This window comes from Sinorhizobium numidicum, assembly GCF_029892045.1.
Taxonomy (GTDB): domain Bacteria; phylum Pseudomonadota; class Alphaproteobacteria; order Rhizobiales; family Rhizobiaceae; genus Sinorhizobium; species Sinorhizobium numidicum.
This window is the reverse complement of record NZ_CP120368.1, coordinates 1,678,369-1,702,522: the sequence shown is the minus strand read 5'-3', so window position 1 is coordinate 1,702,522 and position 24,154 is coordinate 1,678,369. Positions and strand designations below refer to the sequence as shown.

The following is a 24,154-nucleotide window of genomic DNA, read 5'->3' as shown; positions in this document are numbered from 1 at the left end:
GCCAGTTCCCTTTGGGGAGCACTGACGATGACCGAGGTGCCAGCAACCGTCATCGTCATCGATGATGATCCGGCGATCCGCGACGCGCTTGGCAGCCTGCTGCGATCCGTCGGCTTTGAAGTGAAACTTCTCGCTTCTGTGAGCGACTTCCTCAAATCTGGGCGACCCGACGGGCCGACCTGCCTCGTGCTGGACGTCCGGCTGCCTGGACAAAGCGGTCTTGATTTTCAGCGAGAGTTATCGCGGGGAAACATTCAGCTCCCGATCATCTTCATCACCGGGCATGGCGACATTCCGATGTCTGTCCGAGCGATGAAAGAGGGCGCGATCGAGTTCCTGACAAAACCGTTCCGCGATCAGGATCTGCTAGACGCCGTACACGTCGGTCTGGCGCGCGACCGTGTGTGGCTTGAGAATGAAAAGGCCTTGGCGACGTTGCGCGCGAGGTTCGACAGCCTGACTCCCCGGGAGCGCGAGGTGATGGCGTTGGTCGTGACTGGACGGCTCAACAAGCAGATTGCCGCCGATCTGGGCGTGAGCGAAATTACGGTGAAGGTTCACCGCAGCCAGGTCATGCAGAAGATGCGCGCTAAGTCCTTGCCCGAACTCGCCCGCATGGCGGACAAGCTAAAGGTCGCGTCAGGAGAGCCGCAAGGCTCTTAAGTCCGCACAAGTTGCAGGACCGTTATGGTCAGCACCCTTCCTGGCCGGTTTACTCGTCTAGTCGGCGACAGACCCTCTGAAGGACGCCGATCGCTTGCCTTAATGTATAGTCACGGAGCGCTCCGAAAGGCAAAGCTCCTCAAAGTCCTCTACCAGGCGGAAAAGCCCGAGCGAGTAGCACGAAAGTCCGAACCGCGTCCCAGTCACGTACAGGGTGAAGGCAGATGTCCGGGCGTGCAAAGCTAGACCCCCGAGGGGCGCGCGTGTTTCGCGTGGCATGACGGAAAACGTCATCAAATGTGCTTCGGATTCACCATTCGACCTTGGCTGAAAGTCTGGCAGCATCTGGAGCGGATTGCCTGGTAGCATAGTCCAGCCTTCCGAAATACGCCGGGAGAATAGCTTCAACGGGACCAGATCGATTTCGACGCGGTTTAGTTCCTGTGTCATGGTCACAATCCTCAGAAGGAACGCGGAGGAACGAAGAGGCAAATGGTGCGACCTGTGGGCTCCCCAGCTACAGTACATTGGTGAAACTGCCCGTCCGGGCTGTACTTGATGCGAGTATCCCTTGGGGATATGAGCTCCCCAGTGAGCTTGATGACATAGCCTTGAGGGCCTTCGAGTACCGCTTGATCTCGGATTTCGCGGCAATCCATTCCGCTGCAGCACGAAAATGGATATGTCCATCCGTTTGGGTGCGCCGCCGTTGGCGTAGCATCATGTGCCGCCGCTGGAGCAGCGGTTACGGCTGCAAAGAGAATAGCTGCTGGCTTGCACATGATGCGTTTTCCTCGATGGTAAATAGGGCCAGCTTCGGTTGCGAAGCTTTCTATCGAGTTCGATCCGCCGTAACCGACTCCGTCTTTTCAGGCGGCTCCGCCTCTCGAAGCGCCGTATGTACTAACCATTCTTGGCGCGGCCCCTCGGGAGGATGTTCACTGACCATAGCAGCACGGTCCGCGATCCGACTATTGATCGGGAGGACGGATTGGATACCAAGGAGGAAGGGATGACCTATACGGTCGTCTAGGTCGCTCCAGAAGGATGAATTTAATCTGGCGTCTCAGCCGATTGTCGGCGACACGCATTTCTAACCCGCTCTGCAGCTGTGGTGGCCGCTGCCTGGCGGCCCCGCAATCGCCACAAGTTGCCGGCCGCCGGACGCAAGGCCGGCGAGCCGAGAGACGAAGTCTTCCATCATCGTGCCGCCTCTAGAGAGGTCACGTTGGCCGTACGCTTGCCCAACGACAGGGCCGAGGCGGTGTCAATGCAAGTGTTCCTCGTTGAGCAAGAAGGTGGCCGTCTCGCTTCTCGCGGCCGCTGGCGGGCCGGCGCCAAGGCGTTTACCCAATTAGGCCCGCCCAAAAGATTGCCCGCTTGATCGGCCTGTACAACCACCTGGAAGCAATGGCGACGGCCGGGATCTCCTACAGAGGCCCGTCTGTGGTCAACCTCTAGACGTCTACGGGTCCATCGTGCTCCCAGCACTCCTGCAGCCGAGACGAAAGGGCGATAACTGCGGGAGGTGTGATTAGCCACTCGAAGAAAGGGACGCGATAAACCGGAGGGACTGCAAGACAAAGGAAGCCTGGGACCGGCCTCGTCCTGCAGCGACGGCTGCCATCCTGCGCAAGGACGCCGACGAGGATGAGCGGCGCAACGGCAACGATTCTCCAGCCGGCTGGCGGCTGAACAGCGAACAGGCGATTGGCTTGCGTGGTTGTATCATGAGACACTGCAATTGCATCCGGCAAACCCAAGCGAGATGTGCGTCATGGACATCAATCAGGTCAGGTATTTCTTCAATCTGGCCGAAACATTGAACTTCACCGAAGCCGCGGGTCAAAGTGGTGTCTCGCAGCCTAGTCTCACCCGAGCAATCCAGCGTCTCGAGGAAGAAGTGGGCAGTCCGCTGATCTATCGCGACGGCAAGGACAGCCGCCTGACCGCACTCGGCCGCGACGTCCAGGCTGAGTTCATGCGGATCGAACTCGCTCTCCGAAACGTGCGCGAGCATTCCGAGAGTACAGTGCTCGGCCGGCGCCGTATTCTCGACATCGCTGTTGCCCCGACCATCGGTCCCGCTGCATTTGCCGCATTCTTTGACGACGCGCTTGGCCAGCTCCCTTCGGTTAAGATCAACATGCATCAGCTCTTGGCCGGCGAAGGTTCGGACGAGGTGCTTTCGGGCAAGTACCACGCCTGTATCCTGCCGCGGGCGCTGCGTCCCAACCCCAAGCTCAACGTCGTGCCGCTGTTTCGCGAGCGATTCCTCCTCGCCTGTTCGGAGAACCATCCGCTGGCGAGCGAAAATGTCGTCAGCACCGAGGCGATCGCCGCCTATCCCTACGTCGACCGGCTGGCGTGTGAGTTTCACACCGAGATCACCGAGCACCTGATGGACCATGATGCGGTCATGCAGCCGCGCTTCAGTGCCGAGCGCGAGGACTGGGTCCAGCAGATGGTAGCCGAAGGCCGCGCGATCTGCATCATGCCCGAGCGGTCCGCCGTGGTGCAAGGCATAGCGACCCGCGCAGTTGAAGGAATATCCCTGGAGCGCGAACTGGTGTTTGTAACGGTCTCCGGTTCCGGCACACCGCTCGAGATCCGTAAGATCGCGCAGTTGGCGGCGCGCCACGGCTGGGCATGAGCGGGGGGAACCGCCCTAATCGCGCGGCTATTGAATCTATGCATCCCCTATATTGGGAATCCTCGCGGCCCTTCGCCATATTCAGGCAACAAATCGAAGAATGGAGATTGGGCAATGACCTACGCAAAGACTGATGAAGCGGTCAGGAAGCTGACGCCCGAGCAGTATCGGGTGACCCAGCAGAACGGCACCGAACGGCCCTTCACGGGGGAGTATCATGACCACAAGAGACCGGGGATCTATGTCGACGTCGTTTCCGGCGAACCGCTGTTCGCCTCGGCCGACAAGTTCGATTCCGGCTGCGGCTGGCCGAGCTTCACCAAGCCGATCGTATCGGCAAATGTCAAGGAACTGCGGGATGACTCCTATGGTATGACCCGCACCGAGGTGCGCTCGATGCATGGTGACAGTCACCTCGGCCATGTGTTTCCCGACGGCCCTCAAGACCGGGGCGGGCTGCGTTACTGCATCAATTCCGCTGCACTGCGTTTCATTCCGCGCGAGGAAATGGAGGCCGTGGGCTACGGCGCGTATCTCAACCAGGTGGAGGACATCTGAATGACCAAGAGAGCTGTTTTGGCTGGTGGCTGCTTCTGGGGGATGCAGGACTTGATCCGCAAGCTCCCCGGGGTCATCGACACCCGCGTGGGCTACACCGGCGGCGATGTGCCGAACGCGACCTACCGCAATCACGGTGCCCACGCCGAAGGCATCGAGATCATCTTCGATCCCGAGACGATCAGTTACAGGCGGATTCTGGAGCTTTTCTTCCAGATCCACGATCCCACCACGAGAAACCGACAGGGCAATGACATCGGCAGCTCCTACCGGTCGGCGATCTACTACGTCGACGATGAGCAGAAGCGGATAGCCGAGGACACCATCGCAGACGTCGATGCTTCCGGCCTGTGGCCGGGCAAGGTCGTGACCGAAGTCGAGCCGGTGGGCGATTTCTGGCAGGCGGAGCCGGAGCACCAGGATTACCTGGAGCGCTACCCCAGCGGCTACACCTGCCACTTCCCGCGCCCCAACTGGGTGCTGCCCCGGCGGTCGGCGGCTGAATAACCGGCCGCCTATCTCCGGCTGCACAGATTATCGTCGCCTTCGAGCCGACTCCGGAGGCCCGGCGGATACGCCAGGCCTCCGGAAGGAGCACGCCCTCCGGTTTGGACGCCTCCACCAAAGAACGCCGGCACTGCCGGCGTTGAGCTAACATCAGAGATACGAGCGAAGCTTCGGCTTTTGAACCGACATCTAGGTAGTCGGTTGCCGTTGCAGATGTAGAATGATCATTGCCTGACAGCGAAGGAGTGTCACTATGGCTTTCAACACGCAACGGCTCCAATTTGCCGGTCATTCCGGCGCAACCCTGGCCGGCCGCCTCGATCTGCCCAACGGGCCTTTGCGCGCCTATGCACTGTTTGCCCATTGCTTCACCTGTTCCAAGGATCTGGCGGCAGCGCGCCGTGTTGCAGCGGAGCTTGTGCGCGAAGGTATCGCTGTCCTGCGTTTTGATTTCACGGGTTTGGGATCGAGCGAAGGCGAATTCGCCTCGACAAATTTCTCCTCCAATGTCGCCGACCTTCTTTCGGCCGCCGACTATCTACGCCATCACTATCAGGCACCGTCGCTGCTGATCGGCCACTCGCTCGGCGGCGCAGCGGTCCTGGCCGTCGCCAAGGACATTCCTGAAGTGCGCGCCGTTGCTACGATCGGTGCGCCGGCTGATGTCGGCCACGTACTGAAGAACTTCGGAGCGAGCCTCGAGGAAATCGAGAAGAGCGGTGCGGCCGAAGTCGATCTTGCCGGGCGCAAGTTCCTTGTCAGAAAGCAATTTGTCGAGGACACGCGTACACAGCGCATCAAAGACGCTGTTGCGACACTGAAAAAGCCGCTCCTCATCCTTCACGCGCCGCTGGACCAGACGGTCGGAATCGAGAACGCTACCGAAATCTTCCTCGCGGCCAGACATCCCAAGAGCTTTGTTTCGCTGGACAAGGCCGACCACCTGCTAACGAACCTTGAGGACGCGGCCTTCGCCGGACGGATCATTTCGGGGTGGCTGACGCGTTATCTCGCCGGCGACGAGCCGCAGGGCACCAGACCAATCGAACATGTCCGCCTGATGGAAACGGGCGAAGGCAAGTTTCAGAACGCGGTTCAGGCAGGCAGCCATCGGCTTTTCGCCGATGAACCCGAAAACCTGGGCGGGCTCGATTCCGGGCCATCGCCCTATGATTTCCTGTCGATCGCACTTGGCGCCTGCACCTCGATGACGCTGCGCCTATATGCCGATCATAAGAAGCTGACACTCGGGCGCATCGGCGTTGACGTCTCGCATGCCAAGATCCATGCCAAGGATTGCGCGGAGTGCACCGAATCGGAACGCGAGGGTAGCGCCAGGATCGACCATTTCGAGCGCGTCATTTCCATCGATGGCGAGGTCTCGGAGGAGCTTCGCAGCAAGATTGCCGAAATCGCCGGCAAATGCCCGGTCCATCGCACGCTCGAAACTGCGGCGAAGATAAAGACCGTCGTAAAATCGGAACCCCAAGCGATAGGACGATAGCTTCAGCGGTGGCAACTCTTGGCTACAAGTGGTTTGCGGAAGTGTTGTAACCCATCTGTGCCGACCACGCCTCGCGTTCCACTAGACACTATGAACAGAAGCCGGAAATGGTTCCCTTTGAGATGTTATGCGACATGGGGCAATTGCGGGAGCAAGTCGCCCTAAAGTAGTCCCAAGAACGGAGAGAGTGGCTGTTCCCCGATAAGATGGACAGACGGGCTCACGATTCGCACAGGCCTTGGCAACTATCGGAGAGAACGCCCATGGATGATTGTATCAGCCTTGATGGGGCGTGCGTATGCGACATAGGAAGGCTCCTCCCGCAAAGCCTCATCGTGCGGTCCCTGTCGACCGCGTAGACAACCCTGCACCCGGCAGGGCTGTCGAAATGCATAAGATAGTTGACGCCGCCATCGCAACTGTCGAACTACAGAACGAAACATCAACAAACGAACCTGCGTTCGCATGATGGCGAGATAGGCGCTCTACGAGATGGCGGTAATCTCGAGCTCTTGATCGCCTACGCTCACGACGTCCCCAATAGCTTTGCCCATCAGCATCCTTGCGACCGGGCTACGTAGGAAATGGATCCGGCCTTGAGATCAGCTTCGTCTTCTCCCACGATGCGATACTTCTGCACCCGTCCATCGTCACGGCTAAAGGTGACCGTGCTCCCAAAGGCGACGGAGCCAATTGAAAGCGGGTCAGGGACAACCTGGGCCGTGCGAACTCTTTCCGCAAAGTAGCGCAGATCACGCAACGGGCTTGCTGCTTGTCGTCGTCGCTCATTCACGTCTTCGATTGTGCTTGTAGCCTCGCGGGCCTCGCGAGCTTGTTGGAGCTGCAATTCCAGAGCCTTCAGTCCCGCCTCCGTAACAAGGTTCGGGTGAGGTGAAATTGCACGGTCAGGCAGCAGGGTTTCCGAAGCGGTTTCGGCACTCTCTTCCTTAGTGAAGGCAACGCTCAAGATCGAACTCCGTTTAGATGCGGTGCGCTCTTACAGCGCATTTCGCCCACCGTTTACATAGGTGGCGTATATGGGTTGACATACGCCGCGTATGCTCGATACTTCACATACGTGGCGTATATCAAACGGCGGCAGCGTGTGAAGCTCCCGAAGCTTAGCATTCCGCTTGTTGAGTGCCACCCAGCAACGATGAAGAGGGATTAAAAGATGACGCAGCGCGACGCAATTTTTCCTGCCAATAGGCATGCACTTTACGAGGCACACCGCTATTCAGCCGCGATCCGCTCCGGCGACCTGCTCTTCGTCTCCGGGCAGGTCGGCAGCCGTTCCGATGGGACGCCCGAACCTGATTTCGGGCGTCAGGTGCAACTGGCCTTCGACAACCTCGGGGCAACGATGAAAGCGGCGGGCTGCACCTTCGACGATATCGTCGATGTGACCACGTTCCACACCGATCCGGAAAACCAGTTCGAGACCATCATGGCCGTCAAGAACCAGATCTTCAGCAGTCCGCCCTATCCCAACTGGACCGCAATCGGTGTGAACTGGCTCGCCGGTTTCGATTTCGAGATCAAGGTCATCGCTCGCATTCCTGAAGAGGCATAGCTTCTTCCTGCCGGAGCGGTCCTGATCCTTGGAATGAAGTCATCCAAAACATGGGTGCACGATATCTCGCACCTCAGTCGCAAGTTAGCACAACCTTACGCTACACAACCGTTATCAAGACAGATCACTAGTTTATATAACTGCAATAATCCGCCGCTATTGAAGACCACGCATTTATTGCACCGCACAGCAATGGTAGCGATCAGAACCACAAACAATGCTGCACCGGAACGTCAGCCGCCTCATTCGATGTGACTCTGAATGCCGTTGGTTCTGACGATACTCTTACTCCAGTTCACGACACCAACGGGCGCTCCGTCCGCGAGCCGGCACGACTTCGTCAGGCGGTCGGAGCCGATGTGGTCGTCGACGATACGACGGTTCCTGTCGGCCATGGCCTTCAGGTAAAGACGCCCGTTACGGTTTCGCTCGGCAGCGCGCGCCTTAGCCTTTCCGAACCGGCGCGGGCTCTGTCGGGCAGTAAGGCCCAAAGGCCCGCGCGCACGACCTGGATGCTGGGCGGCGTCGTGGCTTTCTCGCTTCTCACCATCGCCGCCGTTCAGGCCGGAGTGGCTGACGCCGACAGGTCCCTTTCTATGGCTCGGAACCGAGGTGGTGAGCGCCAAGCGCTCCTGGCCGGATTGGCGCCCGCCGGCAGACATGCGCGCCCGAAGACCGGACCTTCCCGCTCATATGGCCGGCGGTGTCGACAATCCTCTCGGTGCGCGGGCCCTCTATCTGGGAAACACTCTCTACCGCATCCATGGTTCGAACGAGCCGGAGAGCGTTGGGCGCTCCTCATCGTCAGGCTGCTTCCGCATGATGAATGAGGACGTCATCGACCTCTATGAACGAGTGAAGATCGGCGCGAAAGTGATCGTCCTGTAGCTAGAAGGACCCTGCGCTTTTTCGCGGGCGAGCGGTTTCGCGCGCTGATCGCTGCATACAAACCGGTTTATGTTCACGAGCCGTATGGCTGACGTGGCAAATTTCGCTGAAAAATCTCTATGACCGCGTTCGACCCACTACGGCCATTTGCCGACAGCACCCCCGAATTTCCGGTCTTAAGGGCGTTGGCGGACGCACCGCTAGATCGAAAACATGTTCAGATATATCGCTCTCGACCAGTCTGAAACCACGGGATGCAGGGCGCCCGCCTCGACTGACCAAGCTCAGGAAAACCTTTCCGGTAGGCGGCGTGCAGGAAATGTACTTGCCCTTTCAGGCCAATGTCATGCCGCCGTCAACATGCAACTCGATGCCATTGACGAAACTACCTGCCTCGGAGGCGAGAAAAAGAGCCGCACGCGCGAGTTCTTCAGGCCGGCCCAGCCGCCCTGCCGGAATGAGTGAAGCCATGTGCTGTTCGAATGCCGGACGCTCGGCGTCCGAAACACCGAGCTTGCCCAGAATGGCGGTGTCGACCGGTCCCGGGCTCAGGATGTTGACGCGAATCCGCCGCGCTTTGAACTCCATCGACCAGTTCTTGGCGAATGCTGCGACTGCTGCCTTCGAACCGGCATAGACGGTATGATCCGGAAGGACCTTCGTCGCGGCCAGCGAACTCGTGACGATGATGATGCCGCCGTCGCGGATCAGCGGCTCGATTGTTTGGACGCCGAAGAACACCCCGCGCGTGTTGATGACGAAGTGCCGGTCGTATTCTTCAGGAGTGATATTGCCGGATGCGGTGAGATTAAGGATTGCGGCATTGGCCATGTAGACGTCCAGGCCGCCAAAGCGGTTCTTGACTGTCTCCGCGAGAGTTCGATGATGCGCGATGTCAGCGACATCGCCAACAATGCCAATCGCGCCGTGGCCGATTTCGCCCACCGCCTCATCGACGACGTCCTGTCGCCGACCGGTGATGAACCTGAGCCCCTTCTTCCGCAAACAGCTGCGCGGTCGCCTTGCCTATGCCACTGTTGCCACCCGTGATGATGGCGACCTCGTCTTTCAAGTGCTGCATCGCTTATCTCCATTTCCGTTGACCTTTGAGATAAATGCGGGCGGCGCGAGCTGTTAGATTGATGTCGGGCACATGATTTGTGCCCGGGAGGTGCAAGTGCCAAATCTGCTGGGTGAGACGTCAGGACTGATGGCATTTGTGCGGACTGTAGAGGCCGGCTCCTTCAGCGCTGCCGCGCGCGACTTGAATACGACGCCATCTGCGATCTCCAAAAGTGTGGCGCGGCTGGAAAAGAAAATCGGAACACGCCTCTTTTTGCGCTCCACACGCGCGCTGACCCTCACCCAGGACGGCCAGGCCTTTTTCGAACGTGTTGCGCCGCTTTTGCGCGACCTCAATTCGAGCGACGAGGTGATCATGTCACGCACGGGACCGGCGGGGCGCCTGCGGGTCAGCATGCCGGGTGAATTGGCGCCGCTGTTGCTACCCGCCGTGTTTACCGATTTTGCGGCTGCTTATCCCGAATTGCATCTCGACGTCGGACTGACAGATCGGTTCGTGAACCTGATCAAAGAGGACTACGACGTCGTGTTGCGCGTGGGCTATCCCACGCAGGGCGACCTGATGGTACGCCATCTGGCAGATCTGCCATTGGTCGTAGTTGCATCGCCGCTTTTTCTCCGCAGGTGGGGCAGTCAGGCGTCCGCAGAAGCTCTCGCAGGCCTGCCGTTCGCTCGGTTCGCATTGGACGGCATGGTGGCGCCGGTGCGTTTGGGCGATGGAACCAGCTTTATCCCTAGCGGTCGCGTCGACTGCGACTCAGGATTTGCGATGATCCAAGCGGCGCAAAGCGGACTTGGTGCGGCTTACCTTTTACGATGCCTGGTGGCAGCAGAATTGAAGTCCGGCACGCTTGTAGATCTCGCGCCACGGATCGCCCTTCCCAAGCTTCCCTTCAATGCCCTGCACGCTTTCGGGCGCACCCCGCCCTTGCGGGTGAGACTGTTCTGCGACTTCGTCGCTGAAGCAGCGAAAGCGATCGCAGTAATGTGAGTCGCGACCGTGAGGCGTTTCAGGATGCGACCTGCCTGTGTAAAGCCCGGTGAATTCAAGCACTGCCTCTTTAGCAGTAGAAACGACGGCGTCTTACCCGTCGTGGTCCGCCCTTGCGTCCTCGGGCATGCGTCTTCTCCCAGTCGCTAGTGCGCTACAAGACCAACGACTATTCGGTCCCGGTCGCCTGGATCATCAGGACGTCTGGGTCGCGATGTCACCGGCGCGCTGCTCGATCGCATCACCCACCACGTCAGCATCCTCGAAATGAACGGCGACAGCTATCGCTTCGCTCAAAGTCGCGCCCCGACAGCCCCGCCAACACCGGTAGGAAAAATTATCCCGCGCAGGAGACCCCGCGCGGGCTAGGCCCTCCCGGCGCTCCCCTGCGCACCAAACCTAGGCTCGTTTTACGCGCCAACAGTCGAGTCTTACTCGCGTTGACACCGGCGGTGTCTGTCGTCATAGTTGCGGCCAACTCCTCTACGTCTCCAGCAATCACGAGCCAAGGCAAGCACCAGCCATGAGCAAGTCCAACTTGCATGATCATTCGGGAGATCTGTCGGCCGCGGCGCAAAGGAGCAACGCATCGAAGGGCGTCCGGGGGCGTGCCGCCGATGCGGAGATGGCCCGCGCGCTCGGGACCACACCATTTCGCATGGCATTGGACCCCTCCGGTGGCGGGATCGCCCACTGGAAACATGAACCATTGCACGACATCGTCGAGCCCATGAGCGATCACGTCATCATGGCTTACAACGGCATGGTACAGCGCATGGAGCGGCGATCAGGAAGATCGGTTTCGCCTGGAACGTTTCGTCGTGGGGTTGTGGTCATCATTCCGGCCGGATCAAGCTCCCGGTGGGATATTCCGAAACCTGTTGATGTCGTTCAGCTCTACCTTCCTCCCGCAATGCTGAAGCGCGTCGCGGACGAAGCCGAGACCGCCACACAGACCGATCTCCTCGACCGAACCGCGCATCCCGACCCCATTACATCCCGATTGCTCCTGGGCGCGGTCGATGCCCTGGACGGCAATGGGCCCCTGGATGCACTGTTCAGGCAACAGCTGACAGAGCTCCTTGCCACGCGCCTCCTGGTTGCGCACGCCGGCTCGCCAACCACCCTCCAGCCAGTCGTCGGTGGGCTGTCGCCGACGGTGCTGCGCCGCGCCATCGAACGCTTACGCTCGGATACCGATGTGGACGTCTCTCTCGCTGCTCTCGCTTCGGATGCCGGCCTGTCGCGCTTCCATTTCTGCCGTTCCTTCAAGGAAAGCACCGGGCTTTCGCCGCATGCCTGGCTGCGCCAATACCGGCTCGATCAGGCCATGGACATGCTGCGTGACCCCGACATGTCGGTCGCATCGGTTGCCGCGGCGCTCGGCTATGCCTCGCAGACCGCCTTCGCTGCGGCGTTCAGGCAGTTGACCGGCGAGACCCCGACCGAATGGCGACATCGATCGCGTTAGCAGCAATTGCTCTTCAGTCACGTCAATCGCTCAGGGGCAGTCAGCCATCCGCTCCGCTAATTCATCGCTGTACGCACGCCAAGGAAGCGGAGACGAAGGTATGGTCTGGCAACACTCCATGAGCGATGTCCGGGTATCTCGCGGCGGAAACGGGGTCTTCCGTCCAGCTAAAAGACCCTGCCACCTCACGAAGGCCCATGCCCGTCATCGCTGCGATCGAGCGTCACGCGCCTGCAGCCAAGTCCTCGTCTGAGACGACGACCTCATCAAACGCATTGCCGGACGCGATGCCGCTGCCATGCACACTCTCTTATGTGCGCTATCGCGCCAAGGCCTTCAATTACATCCGTCGGCTTGTCCGCGAGAGAAGATGTGGAGGACGTCGTCAGCCAGACCTTCCTCGATGTCTAGCACGCCGCGGATACTTTGAATGCCGATCCAAGCGTCTCGGCCTGGCTGCCGGCCATCGCCCGCTTCAAGCCCTTACATCATTTCCGGCAGCGCAGGCGCGCGCGCATCGATGATGTCGAGATCCCCGAGAAGATCGACGACGCCGAATCGCCCGAAACGACAATCGACCGAATGAGCTGAGCGCGTTTCGCCGATTGCTCTTTGGAGGGATATTCGCCCAGGCAGTCGGCATCATAACCGCGGTCAGCCAGCAGCGCTGGCTTCGGATGCCGGCCTGTCGCGCTTCCAACTCTGCCGCGCTTTCAAGGAGAGCACCGGGCTCTCGCCGCATGTCTGGCTGCGCCAGCACCGGCTGGAGCAGGCCATGACGATGCTGCGCGCCACCGACGAATCGTGGTCCCGATCGCCGCGGCGCTTCGCTACTCCTCCCAGACTGCCTTCGCGGCCGCATTCAGGAAGCTGACCGGCGAAACCCTGAGCGATTGGCGGAGGCGCAGTGTTTAGCAGCAATCGCTCTATAGCGACGGCAATCGCTCTGGCGCAGTCGCAAGTCAAGTTCGATAGATCATCATGGTGACACACCAGCAATGAGCGTGTCACCGATCTCTGAACACCTCACCCGCATTGACCGCGCTTCCACGCGGGAAGCGCGGCGGACGCAGGATCGAGCGCCAACATCGAACGCAGGAGTTTTCAAAGATGAACCAGATTATCTCCAACACACAGCAGCAGCAGAACATGAGCTTGGACAACACCCCACCCTCCGGTAGATCGAGACCCGAAGAGTTGGTTCCGTCGCGCTACGCGGTGCAGGTCGGCGAGATTGAAGTGCTGGTAATCAGCGACGGGGTGCTGCCGCTCCCAACCCAGATGTTGGGACACAACGCCGACCCGGCCGCCCGGGCGGCCTGGCTGAAGGACATGTTCCTGCCGCAGGACGCCTTCGACTGGGCGCTGAATGTGGTCGTGGTGCGGAGCGGCGACCAGACCATACTCATCGACGCTGGGCTAGGGTTGGATCCGAACCTGAACTTGCCGCGGGCCGGGCAGTTGATCAAGCGACTGGAGGCCGCCAGCATCGACCTTGCATCGGTGACCGACGTGGTGCTTACCCACATGCACATGGATCACGTCGGCGGGCTGCTCGTTGAGGGGGTGAAGGAGCAGCTGCGTCCGGACCTCCGGATCCACGTGGCCGCCGCCGAGGTCAAGTTCTGGGAGTCGCCCGATTTCTCCCACGTCTCCATGCCGCCGGGCTTCCCGGACGCGCTTCGCGCGACCGCCAAGCGGTTCACGAAGGAGTATCAGAGCCAGCTGCGGCTGTTCGATGAGGAGTACGAGGTGGCGCCGGGCGTGGTCGTCTCTCGTACCGGAGGCCACACCCCCGGGCACAGCGTGGTCCGCGTGGCGTCCGGCGGCGACCGGCTTATGTTCGCCGGCGACGCCGTATTCGCGGTCGGGTTCGAACACCCGGACTGGCACAACGGTTTCGAACACGACCCCGAGGAGGCGGCGCGCGTTCGGGTCCGTCTTTTGCGCGAGCTGGCGGAGACCGGCGGACAGCTGGTGGCCACTCACCTGCCGTTCCCGTCCGTCGGCCGGGTGGCGGTCGACGGCGACGACTTTCGTTGGGTCGCGGCCTTCTGGGACTACTGACCCCTTGTTGAGTTAGGGCCGAACTGGGTGCGTATCCTTCCAGTTCGGCCGACACGTCTATGGCCTCGACAGGACCGGCCCGAGCTAAGACGGCGCAACCACCTACTGGAACGAATGGACAATGCGGCGCGCCGAGCGCCCGCGAATGGAGAAACTCATGAAAATCGTCATTATCGGCGGAACCGGCCTGATCGGTTCAAAGACAGCCGACCGCCTTCGCAAGCAAGGCCATGAAGTCATTGCCGCCGCTCCGAACACCGGCGTCAACACGATCACCGGCGAAGGTCTCGCCGAGGCGCTCGCCGGCGCCTCCGTCGTTATCGACCTCGCAAACTCGCCGTCCTTCGAAGACAAGGCCGTGCTCGAATTCTTTAAGACGTCGGGCCGCAATCTGATGGCTGCGGAAAAGGACGCCGGCGTAAAGCATCACATCGCGCTTTCCATCGTCGGCGTCGATCGGCTGCCTGACAGCGGCTACATGCGGGCCAAGGTCGCCCAGGAAAAGATTATCCGGGAATCCGGCATTCCCTATACGATCGTCCACTCGACGCAATTTATGGAGTTCCTTAGCGGCATCGCCCAGTCTGGCACCATCGGCGACACGGTGCATCTGTCGCCAGCCTACGTCCAGCCCATCGCCTCGGACGATGTGGCCGACAACATGGCCGCCGTTGCGACGGCCGCGCCGATCAATGGCATTGTGGAGATCTCGGGGCCAGGGCGTGTCCGGCTGAACGAACTCGTTGCCCGCTACCTGAAAGCAATGGGCGATGCTCGCAAGGTCGAGGCAGATCCGGAGGCTCGCTACTTCGGCGCAAAACTGGAAGATGGCTCGCTCGTCTCCGACAACAATCCCCGCATCGGCCGCATCACCTTCGAGCAGTGGTTCGCAACCGCAGCGCGGAAATGACCGAGCACCGGTGCGTCGCATGAGGCGGCGCACCTTCCGACCTCATGAAAGGAGTTTCGACATGATCAAGTCAATCTTTGCCGCCTTTGCCATGACGGCTCTCTTGTCTGCTGCCGCCGCTGCTCACGACGTCGGCGATAAGGATGCTAAGGTCACGCTGGTTTACGAGCACGAATTGCCGAATGTTCCGGGCAAGAGCATGAAAGGTGTTCTCGTTGAATATGGTCCCGGCGGCTTCTCCTCGGCCCACACGCATCCGGAGTCGGCCTTCATCTATGCGACTGTCCTGGAGGGTGCCATCCGCAGCCAGGTCAACGACGGTCCCGTCAAGACCTACAAGGCGGGCGAGAGCTTCTCTGAAATGCCGGGAGACCGCCACGGCGTCAGCGAGAATGCCAGCGAGACCGGACCGGCGAAGCTGCTGGCGGTCTTCGTCGTTGATACCGATCAGGTGGACCTGACCTTCCCGATCAAGAAGTAGGCGAAAGGGCCAGCTGTCGTCTGCGGCATCCGGCCCTTTTCTCGATCGTTAAAATTCAGCGCTGGTGACCCCTGCCACGCAGCGGACGCTCACCCCGACAATTCACTAAAGGACCAAGGCAATGGCATATGTTACCACCAAAGACGGCATCGACATCTTCTACAAGGACTGGGGTCCGAAGGGCGCACAGCCGATCATGTTCCATCATGGCTGGCCGCTGAGCTCGGACGACTGGGATGCTCAGATGCTCTTCTTTCTCTCCAAGGGTTATCGCGTCATCGCCCATGATCGCCGCGGCCATGGCCGCTCCTCACAGGTGTCAGAAGGCCATGATATGGATCACTATGCAGCAGATGCCTTCGCCGTCGTCGAAGCGCTGAACCTGAAGACTGTCGTCCATATCGGCCACTCCACCGGTGGCGGCGAGGTCGCCCGCTATGTCGCAAAGCACGGCGAGCCGGCGGGCCGTGTTGCCAAGGCCGTCCTGGTCTCCGCCGTTCCCCCGCTGATGCTCAAGACCGAGGCCAATCCGGAAGGTCTGCCGATTGAAGTGTTCGACGGTTTCCGTGCCGCGCTTGCTGCAAACCGTGCCCAGTTCTTTCGCGACGTCGCCGCCGGTCCCTTCTACGGCTTCAACCGCGGGGGCGCCGCGGTGCAGGAAGCGGCGGTCCAGAACTGGTGGCGTCAGGGCATGATGGGCAGCGCCAAGGCTCATTACGACGGCATCAAGGTCTTCTCGGAAACCGATCAGACCGAGGACCTGAAGGCCATTACCATTCCGACGCTGGTGCTGCACGGTGAGGACGACCAGATCGTGCCGATCGCGGACTCCGCGCTGAAGTCAGTCAAGCTTCTGAAGAATGGCACCTTGAAGACCTATCCGAACTTCTCGCACGGCATGCTGACCATCAATGCCGATGCGCTGAACGCCGATCTACTGGCCCTCGTCCAGGCTTGACGTCCTCAAGGGCGAGCTGCGGCAATCAAATGCCGCAGCTCATTTCCAACGAAACTGTTTACCTGGACATCGGCAACAATCCATCTGGCTGGCGGGGTTGATCGCGCCTGTGCTGAGGCCGGTTGTGACCGGCCTGGAGTCGGTGATGAGCGCCATCGCGATCTCGCTTCACGGATCCGCATCGTCATCTCTCATCAAGAGCGGCAACGATGACGCGCGGGCGTTTGAAACTAAAACCCTGGAGTGGAGTAACATGAGACTCGTTATTGTAGGCGCCGGCTTCGCCGGCATGTACGCCGCGCTTTCCGCAGCCCGCCTGCGCGACATCGAAGACGTTTCGCCCGAAGAACTTGAGATCGCGCTGGTAGCTCCTCAGCCGATATTGGTGATCCGCCCTCGGCTTTATGAGCCGAAGCCCGAGACCCTTACCGCGCCTCTGAAGGAGGTGCTTGACGCCGTCAACGTGGTCTACGTGCAAGGCAGCGTCGAAGCGGTCGACACCAAAACCCGCGCCGTGGACGTCGTCAATGCCAAGGGGGAGCGCAAGTCCCTTTCCTATCATCGCCTGGTGATCGCAACCGGTAGCCGGCTGTTCCGCCCGAATATTCCCGGCCTCGCAAAACACGGCTTCAGCATCGACAATCTCGATGACGCAATCGCCCTCGACCGCCACCTGCATAAGCTTGCGACTATGCCCGCCTCAAAGGCACGCGACACCGTCGTTATTGCAGGGGCCGGCTTTACAGGAATCGAGGCGGCAACGGAGATGCCTTCACGCCTGCGGACCATCTTCGACAAAAAAGCCAAACCGCGCGTCATTATCGTCGATCGTAGCCCTGCAGTCGCCCCGGACATGGGTGAATTTCCTCGCCCTATCATTGAAGATGCACTGCGCAGCGTCGGCGTTGAGACGCGGCTCAATGCCGGCGTCGTATCGCTGGACAAATCCGGCGTCAGCCTGAGCACCGGCGAGCGCATCGAAGCCGCGACCGTGATCTGGGCGGCAGGCTTTCGCGCCAATCCGCTGACGATGGAAATTCCCGCCGCGCGTGACAATTTTGACCGGCTGCTCGTCGACAAGTGCTTGCGCGTGCCGTCCGTGCCTGGCGTCTTCGCCACCGGCGACGCGGCGCGCGCCGCATGCGATGACGTCGGCAACTATGTGCTGATGTCGTGCCAGCACGCCACCCGCATGGGCGCCTTCGCGGGCAACAACGCAGCCGCCGAACTGCTGGGTGTGCCGACCCGATGCTATCACCAGAAGGCCTACGTCACCTGCCTCGACCTCGGCGAAGCCGGCGCAATCTTCACCCGCGGCTGGGACCGCAAGGTCGAGATGGTCGGCGAGGGCGCCAAGAAGACCAAGCAGGAGATCAATAGGGTGTGGATATATCCGCCGAAGGCCGAGCGTGCCGCGGCGCTGGCCTCAGCTGATCCGGAGCGTGTGACCGATCTGTAAGCGTCTCACGCGATATGAGCTTCTCCCTGCGCAAGGGCGAAGCTCATTCATATCTTCGAGCAAACTGGCAGTCCTCGTGGCCATTCGCATGCCCGCAAGCGCTGCGGAGACATGCCGGATCATCTCGACGCCGCAGTATTCCCGCCGATCATGTTTCCATGATGTGGCACCTATTGCGCGAGAGTCTAGATAATTGTGGGAGGCAGTAGGATCTCGCGGAACCTAGCTCGCGAAGGACCGATAAGAGTCGCTCCGGCCCGTGCGACTGCTTCTTGGCGCTAAGCAGTCGTCCCGCGCCTTGGTAGTGAACTTCCGCTCTCCACCCCTTGGCGACGTTCCCCCAGGCTCAGCAGGCCTACAGTTCCTGATCGACCCGAATCACTACAGACGAGCCGTCACGGCTTGCGGACAGGAGACCGCCCCCGTGTCCGATATGCGATAGCTGTGGCCTCCAGATGCTGTGAGCAGTTGGTGCGACACGAAACTTCGCAGTCGCCACCGCGCCAGCAGTGCAGCCGTCCGCTGTGTAGCCGAATTAAGGAGCACGCGAACTGTCCGATATCCCATGCATTCCCCTGCCTTCGGCGACGAGGATGAGAAACGAAGTCATAAAAGTTCCATGGAATAACCGGGGGGCTTGCCCGTTCTACTTCCGATTTCAACGGGAGAAGGGCCGCGATGCCCAACATTGCGAATCCGGAGGTGCTGGCCGGGAGAGAGAAGCCCACCACGACACGGCTGTGGGTACGATTGCGAGAGGGACGCCTGCGTGCAGACGTTTTTGTGCCGGCTAACCCCCAGGCTTCGGTGCCTCCGCTTTTAGCCTTACACGGGATCTCGCGCGCCGCGAATGCACTCTCCACAGCATTTGCTCCGCTGACCGCCGCCGCGGGGCGGGTGTTGATCGTTCCGCGATTTCCACCAGGCGACTGGCCAGTATTTCAGCGGATCGGCGGCGCGCGGCCAGATAAGCCTGTGCTGGCGCTTCTCGCCCGATTGCAAGCGATGGGGCTGGCGGATACGAGGAAAGTTGACCTCTTCGGCTTTTCAGGTGGCGCGCAACTCGCGCACCGGTTTGCGATGCTCTATCCGCAGCATGTGGCGGCGCTCCATGTGGCTGCTGCCGGCTGGTATTGCTTGCCGGACGATAGCGTGCCGTTCCCCATGGGACTGCGAACTGAAGCCAACATGGTTCCCCCGGGCGAATCGGATATCGCGGGTTTGATGCTGGCGCAGCTTTCAGCCTTCCTGAAACTCCCGCTTCGAATCTACGTAGGCGAAGATGATCGCCTGCGAGACCCCGCCCTCCGGCGGGACCGACGCATAGATGCATTGCAAGGCCGGGATCGCGTGGCTCGTGCCCATGCATTTGCCGCTGCCTTTAAGAGCGCTGCGCACGCGCGCGGGATCGTTCCGACCCTGAGCTTTACGGTTCTACCCGGCTGCGGCCACGATTTCCCCCAATGCGCCCAGGCCGCTGGCCTCGCTGCCCAGGTCTGCGGATTGTCAATAACCAAAGGAGACGACTATGAATGAGCATCTCTTCGCCCGTGCTAAATGGGCCTTCTCCACCCGGCGTGCGACCCGTGCCCTTGCGTCCGATCTTGACCAGCGGTGGGACGAGGTGGTCCCCGGACAGCTCATCCTTGGGCAGGTGATTTCCATCGGACAGCACGGCCGGATGCAACTCGCGTCAGGGCGGCCCTCGACCCTCTACCCCGGCGATCTCATCGTCATGCCCTGCGGTGCGCGTTATGCCCCGGACCAGTTCGAGGGGGTTGCCGAGATCGATCCCAAGGGCTGTGATATGCTGGCGGGCGGTGGATGCTTGGGGCGAATGATGCACCGCAATGATCGAATTAAGCCACCGACGCGGGTGCAGCCGCTCGGACGCATAACCGCTGCCGATGGGCAGGTGCTGGATACGATGAATTTTGCCCTGCCCCGCGCGACGGCCACGCCCGCGCTGCCGGTAATCATCGTCTTGGGTACCGCAATGAATTCCGGCAAGACGACGGCGACAGTCGCGCTTTCGCACGGTCTGACGCTGGCGGGATGGCGCGTGGCGACCTTGAAGGGTACGGGGACGGGATCATTTGGCGACTTTAACCACTATCAGGATGCCGGCTCAGCCTTCGTCGCCGATTTCACCGATGCAGGAATGGTGACGACCTACCGCGAGCCGTTGGCGCGCGTAGCGCAGGGAATCATGGACCTGCTGGCCGCCGCCGAAGATGCGGGCTGCGACTTAGCAGTAATGGAGATTGCGGATGGCATTTTCCAGCGGGAGACGGCGGCATTGATCGCTGATCCAGGATTCCGGACATGGGCATCAGGTGTCATCTTTGCCTGTGGGGACGCTGTGGCGGCGGCCGGCGGTGTGGCGGAGTTGGCCCGCCAGGGGGTACATCCATTGGCGCTGACCGGCCTTCTGTCTTGCTCACCGATGGCTTCTGCCGAGGCGCTTGCCGCCACGGGCGTTCCTGTCATCAATCGATCACAGCTTTTGGATCCGGCGGAAGCGAACCGTTTTGCCGCGCAGGTCGGGGCGCAACGGGTTGCGAGTGCGGCATGAACGCGCCGCTACTCTTCTCCGGGCGCCGGCGGATACTGCTCGCAGGTCTGATCGGAGCGGCGCTCGCTCAGGCGGTCGCATTGGCCTCCACCGCCTTCGCAACAAGGGCGGCGTTCTCCTGGCTCGACGAGACAGGGAAGATTCCACCCTCCGTGCTCTGTGCGTTAGCGGGCACAGGGTTGGCGATGGCCGCATTACGCCCGTTGTTCAGGACGCTGGCTGAAGATTTCGGTCAGGACTATGCCCGTGACGTGCGCCTGGCTCTGTTCGACCATACCAGTCGAGCCGCCGCCTCGGAACTGACGAAGCGACGGACTGGCCACATGGCGATGCGGTTTATCGGCGACCTAGCTGCGTTAAAGAATTGGCCGGGTCTTGGTTTGCCACGGCTCGTGCAAGCGGCCGCACTATTGCCTGCCGCCATCGGCGTGTTGTTCTGGTTGGCGGCCCCTTTCGGGTGGACCGGCTTGGTGATGACGGCCGCGGCATTTGTGGCACTTTTGGTTGGAGGCAAGACTCTAACGGCGTCGCACAGGCTGTTGCGGGCACGTAGGGCGCAGTTGGCGGCCGACATGACGGAAAGGCTGCCGCTCGCCCCGCAACTGGCTGCGCTGGGGCGCCGCGCGCGCGAGTTACGCCTCATCAGGAAGCGTAGTGCTGCCTTGCGCCACGTGGCCCTCGAACGGGTCGCATTGGCCGAATTGCTGCACGGTCTGCCGGAGGCGCTAGTCGGAATCGCCGCCGCGGTCATCCTTATCTATGGATCGCATTCCGGGATGGCCTCGGGAACTATCGCAGCAGCGTTGGCGGCCCTTGGTCTCTCGCTGTATCCGTTGCGTCAGGTAATGGGAGTCGTAAACCACTTCGCCGCCTTCCGCGCCGCACATGCTAAGCTGGCAGCGGCTCTCGCCCGCCCTCTCCGTACCGATTCCTTCCGCGACGTTCGACTAGGGAGAGGTCCTCTGTCGCTTGCTCTCACGCTTACCGGCATACCCCCATTGACGTTGGGGCCGGGCGAAGACGGGTATCTCCCTGAAACAGCATCTTCAATCGTGCCCATCCTAAGCGGCCACGACGTTGCGCCTGTGGATGGAGTTACGCTCGGAGGGCAGCCGATCGGGCGGCTGACATTGGGAAGTCTGCGCCGCAGCGTCGCCGTCATTGGTGCAAAGCCAGCGGTTTTGCGTGGAAGCATAAGGCGTGCATTGACGCTTGGCGTGTTGGACCGTCCTTCCGATGAGACCATTTGCAAGAGACTGGCCGTACAGAACCTTGGACCTATCCTTGAGGGTCTTGGCGGTCTGGACCGTCGAATTGCCGAGGGGGCCGCGGACCTATCGGATGCCGAACGTATCCGCCTTGCCGCCCTGCGCGCAGCGCTGGGGCGTCCGGGCTTGCTCGTAATTGCCGCGAACCTGCCTGACCCATCCATTGACGTTTGGGCCCGAGCCCTTCCCGCGACGCGGCTCTGGTTAGTGCCTTGCCGGCATCCGGATGCGGCGTTTGGTCCGACGATATGCTCTTTGGACTGACCTGGCTCCCGCTTTCCAAAAGCAGGGGGCGGCGAACACCCGATGCGATCGGCTCCGAGTCTTATGCTCGACGAGTTCGACATCGTCCAGCCGCCAGGCATCGGCATCCCGCCCATCCCTCACATGGGCGCGCTCCAGACGATCGTGGCTGCCGCGCTGGCGAAGAGCAGCGCCGAAACGGCCAAGAAAGACGGCTCTGACGTTCGCTGCGAAACCATCCCCGTCCTCCGTTGCATGGTCGGCAAGATGCGCCCTCCTATTCCGGATAATGCTTTTCCAGGAATTCGGACCTGTATCTTTGCGGCGGAGTGTCAATGTCCGGCCGACCCTCCGGCGTGAAGTCCATCAGGTTCCAGTAGGCCCATACCGTATCAACATGGTTCCCCGGGAGCTCGGTTCCCCAGAAGTGAAAGATCTTGCCATCGCGTTTCGTGAAGACATGCATCACCGGCCACTGCATGTCGTCGGAGTCGCCCTGGCATTTGTAGTCCGCCTGATAGGAAGACTGCGATCCGGAAAGGAGATCGATCTCGGACCACCCGCGCTCTTTCGCCCAGGCGTTGATGCGGTCGGCCGGAGCCTTGGCGATCGCCGCGAAGGCGGCGTGCCGGGTGACCTGGTACGCGGTTCGGTCAAACCCGTCGACCAGCGACGTGCAGGACAGGCAGGGCTTGTCCCAGTTCGGACCGAACATCCATGAGTAAAGCAGCAGCGTATTCTTGTTTCCGAACAGCTCGGAGAATTTCACGCTCTTGCCTACTTTTCCTTCGTTGGCCCATTGGAAAACATAATCCTCCTTCAGCTCCCCGCCGCGAGGGAGGGCACGGCGTTTTGCCGCCACGGCTTTCACCTTGTCGACGAGCTCTTGCTCGTCCTTGAGCAGCAGGTCGCGTGCGTCACGATATTTCCTGCTTTCGTTCGGATATCGCAGTTCACTCATGTTCTCTCTCCTGTTCTCTCTTCGTACGGCGGTTCGAATGCGTATCGCGCGATCCGCCCATTTTATCGCGGTGACGTCACTGTCATGAGCGCGCGGGGCGGAACGGTTCAGCGCCCGTCGGCGCCCAGATCGTCGGAAACCCGGCCTTCACGCGAGGCCACTGGACCATGGGACGTCCATCGGCGCGGTAGGGATGGTCGCCTTCCAACCGCGTCGCCTTCCCTTGTGTGCGCCTTCTCTCGAACCAAGACGTCCAGCTCCGTCTGAAAGGTGCACCGATCGGCCACCGCGGGTACTCCGGTTTCATGTCTCGTTCCGACCTCCATCGACCGCCCATCCAGATCAGTTGTCGCCTCCACCCGGCTCGAATTTTCAGGCCTAGCCGTACTCGTCATGGCGGCGGAACCCGGGGGCCTTCTCGTTGCGGCCCTTGGGGGCGCGGTCGAGCCACTGATACATGCCCTAGAGGCCGTCCAGCCCGCGCTCATAGGCGGAATAGATATGGTAGACGCCGCCGTCCTCAAGCGCGAACGCGCTCATGCCCGGCCTCTCGCGGACACAGGTCTCCGTGTCGGTTCCGGTCATGCGCGCGAAAATGGCATCACTCCCGTCGGTGTCCGGCCTGTCACGCCAGACCGCCTCGGGCCGGTAGTTGTATTCGGTGCCTCCCGCGCGCTGCTCATCCTCGCTGATCCAAACGTTGAAATCGGCATTGAAGTCGCTGCCGTGTGAGGAGGCGCAGGGAAAGGTCCAGGCCATGCGGCGCCTGTACGCTTCCAGCTTCTCGAACGGCGCCCGCGATACCGCCCAGAGCATCACGTCATGGTTGGCCAGGTGGATGGCGAAGCCGTTGAAGCCGTCCGCGATCGCCGAGCAGGCGGGACAGCCGGCCGTGTAGTCGGCCCGCGAACGCCCCAGGAAGAGATCCTCGAGCGAGGCGCTCCCCGCGTCGGTGTCGAAGCGATACGCCTTGTCGATCCTCGTGCGTCCCGATCAAGAAATCTGCGCTGAGGACTTCATCATCGGCCTGGAGGACGGCGGGAAATTCAAATCCCTGAGGCGGCACCTGATGGCGAAGTACGCTCTCACGCCGGAGCAAATCGGGAGAAATGGACCCTTCCAGCCGACTACCCGATGACAGCTCCGAATTATGCCCGACAGCGCTCCGAACTCGCACGCGCGACCGGCCTGGGAAAGAAACGGGCATCAGTGCCCGCAGAAGCCCCGCCTCCTATTCGCAAGAAGATAGGCCTGAAGTTCAGCTGATGCCGCGGCCAGAGAGTGACCCATCGCAAGTGAGCATGTCGCCAAGCAGGAAGAGCCAATGATCGACCGGCGAGA

The 24,154-nt window shown here is 61.0% G+C and carries 19 protein-coding genes and 8 pseudogenes; 22 read left to right on the top strand and 5 right to left on the bottom strand.

The window, feature by feature from the left end; genetic code table 11:
- The first annotated feature begins 27 nt into the window (after nt 1–27).
- The 5 genes from PYH37_RS19310 to PYH37_RS19290 all read left to right on the top strand — a co-directional run bounded on the left by PYH37_RS19310 (nt 28) and on the right by PYH37_RS19290 (nt 5,885).
- Nucleotides 28–663, top strand: coding sequence for a response regulator transcription factor (locus PYH37_RS19310; RefSeq protein WP_280736099.1), 636 nt, complete (start codon nt 28–30; stop codon nt 661–663).
- A gap of 1,777 nt (nt 664–2,440) precedes the next feature.
- A complete protein-coding gene (locus PYH37_RS19305) occupies nt 2,441–3,316 on the top strand; it encodes a LysR family transcriptional regulator (protein WP_280733042.1) in 876 nt (291 codons plus the stop codon).
- A 114-nt stretch (nt 3,317–3,430) separates the two neighbouring features.
- Entirely contained in the window at nt 3,431–3,874 is a 444-nt protein-coding gene (gene msrB, locus PYH37_RS19300; protein ID WP_280733041.1) for a peptide-methionine (R)-S-oxide reductase MsrB, read from the top strand.
- Nucleotides 3,875–4,381: a peptide-methionine (S)-S-oxide reductase MsrA gene (gene msrA / locus PYH37_RS19295; protein ID WP_280733040.1), complete on the top strand. Its 507-nt coding sequence runs from the start codon at nt 3,875–3,877 to the stop codon at nt 4,379–4,381.
- 253 nt (nt 4,382–4,634) lie between these two features.
- The gene (locus PYH37_RS19290) at nt 4,635–5,885 is read left to right on the top strand and encodes a bifunctional alpha/beta hydrolase/OsmC family protein (protein ID WP_280733039.1); all 1,251 of its coding nucleotides are present in this window, start codon (nt 4,635–4,637) and stop codon (nt 5,883–5,885) included.
- A 485-nt stretch (nt 5,886–6,370) separates the two neighbouring features.
- On the opposite strand, the pseudogene greA reads toward PYH37_RS19290, so the two are convergent.
- Nucleotides 6,371–6,852: pseudogene (gene greA, locus PYH37_RS19285) on the bottom strand (transcription elongation factor GreA).
- A 207-nt stretch (nt 6,853–7,059) separates the two neighbouring features.
- On the opposite strand from greA, the gene PYH37_RS19280 reads away from it, so the two are divergent.
- Nucleotides 7,060–7,458, top strand: coding sequence for a RidA family protein (locus PYH37_RS19280; RefSeq protein ID WP_280733038.1), 399 nt, complete (start codon nt 7,060–7,062; stop codon nt 7,456–7,458).
- Between the two features lie 242 nt (nt 7,459–7,700).
- On the opposite strand, the gene PYH37_RS19275 is transcribed toward PYH37_RS19280, so the two are convergent.
- The gene (locus PYH37_RS19275) at nt 7,701–8,084 is read right to left on the bottom strand and encodes a hypothetical protein (RefSeq protein WP_280733037.1); all 384 of its coding nucleotides are present in this window, start codon (nt 8,082–8,084) and stop codon (nt 7,701–7,703) included.
- On the opposite strand from PYH37_RS19275, the pseudogene PYH37_RS19270 reads away from it, so the two are divergent.
- A pseudogene (locus PYH37_RS19270) lies at nt 8,056–8,346 on the top strand (L,D-transpeptidase); the annotation flags it as partial. The gene PYH37_RS19275 and the pseudogene PYH37_RS19270 overlap by 29 nt on opposite strands.
- 333 nt (nt 8,347–8,679) lie before the next feature.
- On the opposite strand, the pseudogene PYH37_RS19265 reads toward PYH37_RS19270, so the two are convergent.
- Nucleotides 8,680–9,427 (bottom strand): annotated as a pseudogene (locus tag PYH37_RS19265) (SDR family NAD(P)-dependent oxidoreductase).
- A gap of 72 nt (nt 9,428–9,499) precedes the next feature.
- On the opposite strand from PYH37_RS19265, the gene PYH37_RS19260 reads away from it, so the two are divergent.
- The 14 genes and pseudogenes from PYH37_RS19260 to PYH37_RS19200 all read left to right on the top strand — a co-directional run bounded on the left by PYH37_RS19260 (nt 9,500) and on the right by PYH37_RS19200 (nt 21,873).
- Nucleotides 9,500–10,420: a LysR family transcriptional regulator gene (locus PYH37_RS19260; protein ID WP_280733036.1), complete on the top strand. Its 921-nt coding sequence runs from the start codon at nt 9,500–9,502 to the stop codon at nt 10,418–10,420.
- Nucleotides 10,421–10,551: 131 nt separating this feature from the next.
- Nucleotides 10,552–10,631 (top strand): annotated as a pseudogene (locus PYH37_RS32475) (Mu transposase domain-containing protein); the annotation flags it as partial.
- Nucleotides 10,632–10,636: 5 nt separating this feature from the next.
- Nucleotides 10,637–10,789: pseudogene (locus PYH37_RS19255) on the top strand (ATP-binding protein); the annotation flags it as partial.
- Nucleotides 10,790–10,943: 154 nt separating this feature from the next.
- Complete coding sequence (locus tag PYH37_RS19250) at nt 10,944–11,891, top strand: helix-turn-helix transcriptional regulator (protein ID WP_280733035.1); 948 nt, start codon at nt 10,944–10,946, stop codon at nt 11,889–11,891.
- A 426-nt stretch (nt 11,892–12,317) separates the two neighbouring features.
- Nucleotides 12,318–12,482, top strand: coding sequence for a hypothetical protein (locus PYH37_RS19245; RefSeq protein ID WP_280733034.1), 165 nt, complete (start codon nt 12,318–12,320; stop codon nt 12,480–12,482).
- A gap of 73 nt (nt 12,483–12,555) precedes the next feature.
- Nucleotides 12,556–12,806 (top strand): annotated as a pseudogene (locus PYH37_RS19240) (helix-turn-helix transcriptional regulator); the annotation flags it as partial.
- 195 nt (nt 12,807–13,001) lie between these two features.
- A complete protein-coding gene (locus PYH37_RS19235; protein WP_280733033.1) occupies nt 13,002–13,958 on the top strand; it encodes an MBL fold metallo-hydrolase in 957 nt (318 codons plus the stop codon).
- Between the two features lie 157 nt (nt 13,959–14,115).
- Nucleotides 14,116–14,868: an SDR family oxidoreductase gene (locus PYH37_RS19230; protein WP_280733032.1), complete on the top strand. Its 753-nt coding sequence runs from the start codon at nt 14,116–14,118 to the stop codon at nt 14,866–14,868.
- Nucleotides 14,869–14,929: 61 nt separating this feature from the next.
- Nucleotides 14,930–15,349 (top strand): cupin domain-containing protein, encoded by a 420-nt coding sequence (locus PYH37_RS19225; protein ID WP_280733031.1) that lies wholly within the window; start codon nt 14,930–14,932, stop codon nt 15,347–15,349.
- Nucleotides 15,350–15,470: 121 nt separating this feature from the next.
- A complete protein-coding gene (locus PYH37_RS19220) occupies nt 15,471–16,307 on the top strand; it encodes an alpha/beta fold hydrolase (RefSeq protein ID WP_280733030.1) in 837 nt (278 codons plus the stop codon).
- Nucleotides 16,308–16,560: 253 nt separating this feature from the next.
- Complete coding sequence (locus tag PYH37_RS19215) at nt 16,561–17,766, top strand: NAD(P)/FAD-dependent oxidoreductase (protein WP_280733029.1); 1,206 nt, start codon at nt 16,561–16,563, stop codon at nt 17,764–17,766.
- A 678-nt stretch (nt 17,767–18,444) separates the two neighbouring features.
- Entirely contained in the window at nt 18,445–19,302 is an 858-nt protein-coding gene (locus PYH37_RS19210) for an alpha/beta hydrolase family protein (protein ID WP_280736706.1), read from the top strand.
- Nucleotides 19,295–20,341, top strand: coding sequence for a P-loop NTPase family protein (locus tag PYH37_RS19205; RefSeq protein ID WP_280733027.1), 1,047 nt, complete (start codon nt 19,295–19,297; stop codon nt 20,339–20,341). Before PYH37_RS19210 ends, PYH37_RS19205 begins: the two co-directional genes overlap by 8 nt.
- Nucleotides 20,338–21,873 (top strand): ABC transporter transmembrane domain-containing protein, encoded by a 1,536-nt coding sequence (locus PYH37_RS19200; RefSeq protein ID WP_280733026.1) that lies wholly within the window; start codon nt 20,338–20,340, stop codon nt 21,871–21,873. The genes PYH37_RS19205 and PYH37_RS19200 overlap by 4 nt, the downstream gene beginning before the upstream one ends.
- A gap of 256 nt (nt 21,874–22,129) precedes the next feature.
- Here the strand turns inward: PYH37_RS19200 and PYH37_RS19195 are convergent, their stop codons facing one another.
- Entirely contained in the window at nt 22,130–22,813 is a 684-nt protein-coding gene (locus PYH37_RS19195; protein WP_280733025.1) for a DUF899 family protein, read from the bottom strand.
- A 378-nt stretch (nt 22,814–23,191) separates the two neighbouring features.
- Nucleotides 23,192–23,800, bottom strand: a pseudogene (locus PYH37_RS19190) (DUF899 family protein); the annotation flags it as partial.
- On the opposite strand from PYH37_RS19190, the pseudogene PYH37_RS19185 reads away from it, so the two are divergent.
- Nucleotides 23,797–24,079 (top strand): annotated as a pseudogene (locus PYH37_RS19185) (Ros/MucR family transcriptional regulator); the annotation flags it as partial. The pseudogenes PYH37_RS19190 and PYH37_RS19185 overlap by 4 nt on opposite strands.
- Nucleotides 24,080–24,154: the final 75 nt, after the last annotated feature.

Excerpts from the sequence above, each read along its gene's own strand:
- PYH37_RS19235 (WP_280733033.1), top strand. The coding sequence starts at position 13,002 with ATGAACCAGATTATCTCCAACACACAGCAGCAGCAGAACATGAGCTTG.
- PYH37_RS19305 (WP_280733042.1), top strand. The coding sequence starts at position 2,441 with ATGGACATCAATCAGGTCAGGTATTTCTTCAATCTGGCCGAAACATTG.
- PYH37_RS19230 (WP_280733032.1), top strand. The coding sequence starts at position 14,116 with ATGAAAATCGTCATTATCGGCGGAACCGGCCTGATCGGTTCAAAGACA.
- PYH37_RS19210 (WP_280736706.1), top strand. The coding sequence starts at position 18,445 with ATGCCCAACATTGCGAATCCGGAGGTGCTGGCCGGGAGAGAGAAGCCC.
- PYH37_RS19195 (WP_280733025.1), bottom strand. The coding sequence starts at position 22,813 with ATGAGTGAACTGCGATATCCGAACGAAAGCAGGAAATATCGTGACGCA.
- PYH37_RS19260 (WP_280733036.1), top strand. The coding sequence starts at position 9,500 with ATGATTTGTGCCCGGGAGGTGCAAGTGCCAAATCTGCTGGGTGAGACG.
- PYH37_RS19280 (WP_280733038.1), top strand. The coding sequence starts at position 7,060 with ATGACGCAGCGCGACGCAATTTTTCCTGCCAATAGGCATGCACTTTAC.
- PYH37_RS19290 (WP_280733039.1), top strand. The coding sequence starts at position 4,635 with ATGGCTTTCAACACGCAACGGCTCCAATTTGCCGGTCATTCCGGCGCA.
- PYH37_RS19225 (WP_280733031.1), top strand. The coding sequence starts at position 14,930 with ATGATCAAGTCAATCTTTGCCGCCTTTGCCATGACGGCTCTCTTGTCT.
- PYH37_RS19310 (WP_280736099.1), top strand. The coding sequence starts at position 28 with ATGACCGAGGTGCCAGCAACCGTCATCGTCATCGATGATGATCCGGCG.
- msrB (WP_280733041.1), top strand. The coding sequence starts at position 3,431 with ATGACCTACGCAAAGACTGATGAAGCGGTCAGGAAGCTGACGCCCGAG.
- msrA (WP_280733040.1), top strand. The coding sequence starts at position 3,875 with ATGACCAAGAGAGCTGTTTTGGCTGGTGGCTGCTTCTGGGGGATGCAG.
- PYH37_RS19250 (WP_280733035.1), top strand. The coding sequence starts at position 10,944 with ATGAGCAAGTCCAACTTGCATGATCATTCGGGAGATCTGTCGGCCGCG.
- PYH37_RS19200 (WP_280733026.1), top strand. The coding sequence starts at position 20,338 with ATGAACGCGCCGCTACTCTTCTCCGGGCGCCGGCGGATACTGCTCGCA.
- PYH37_RS19220 (WP_280733030.1), top strand. The coding sequence starts at position 15,471 with ATGGCATATGTTACCACCAAAGACGGCATCGACATCTTCTACAAGGAC.
- PYH37_RS19215 (WP_280733029.1), top strand. The coding sequence starts at position 16,561 with ATGAGACTCGTTATTGTAGGCGCCGGCTTCGCCGGCATGTACGCCGCG.
- PYH37_RS19205 (WP_280733027.1), top strand. The coding sequence starts at position 19,295 with ATGAATGAGCATCTCTTCGCCCGTGCTAAATGGGCCTTCTCCACCCGG.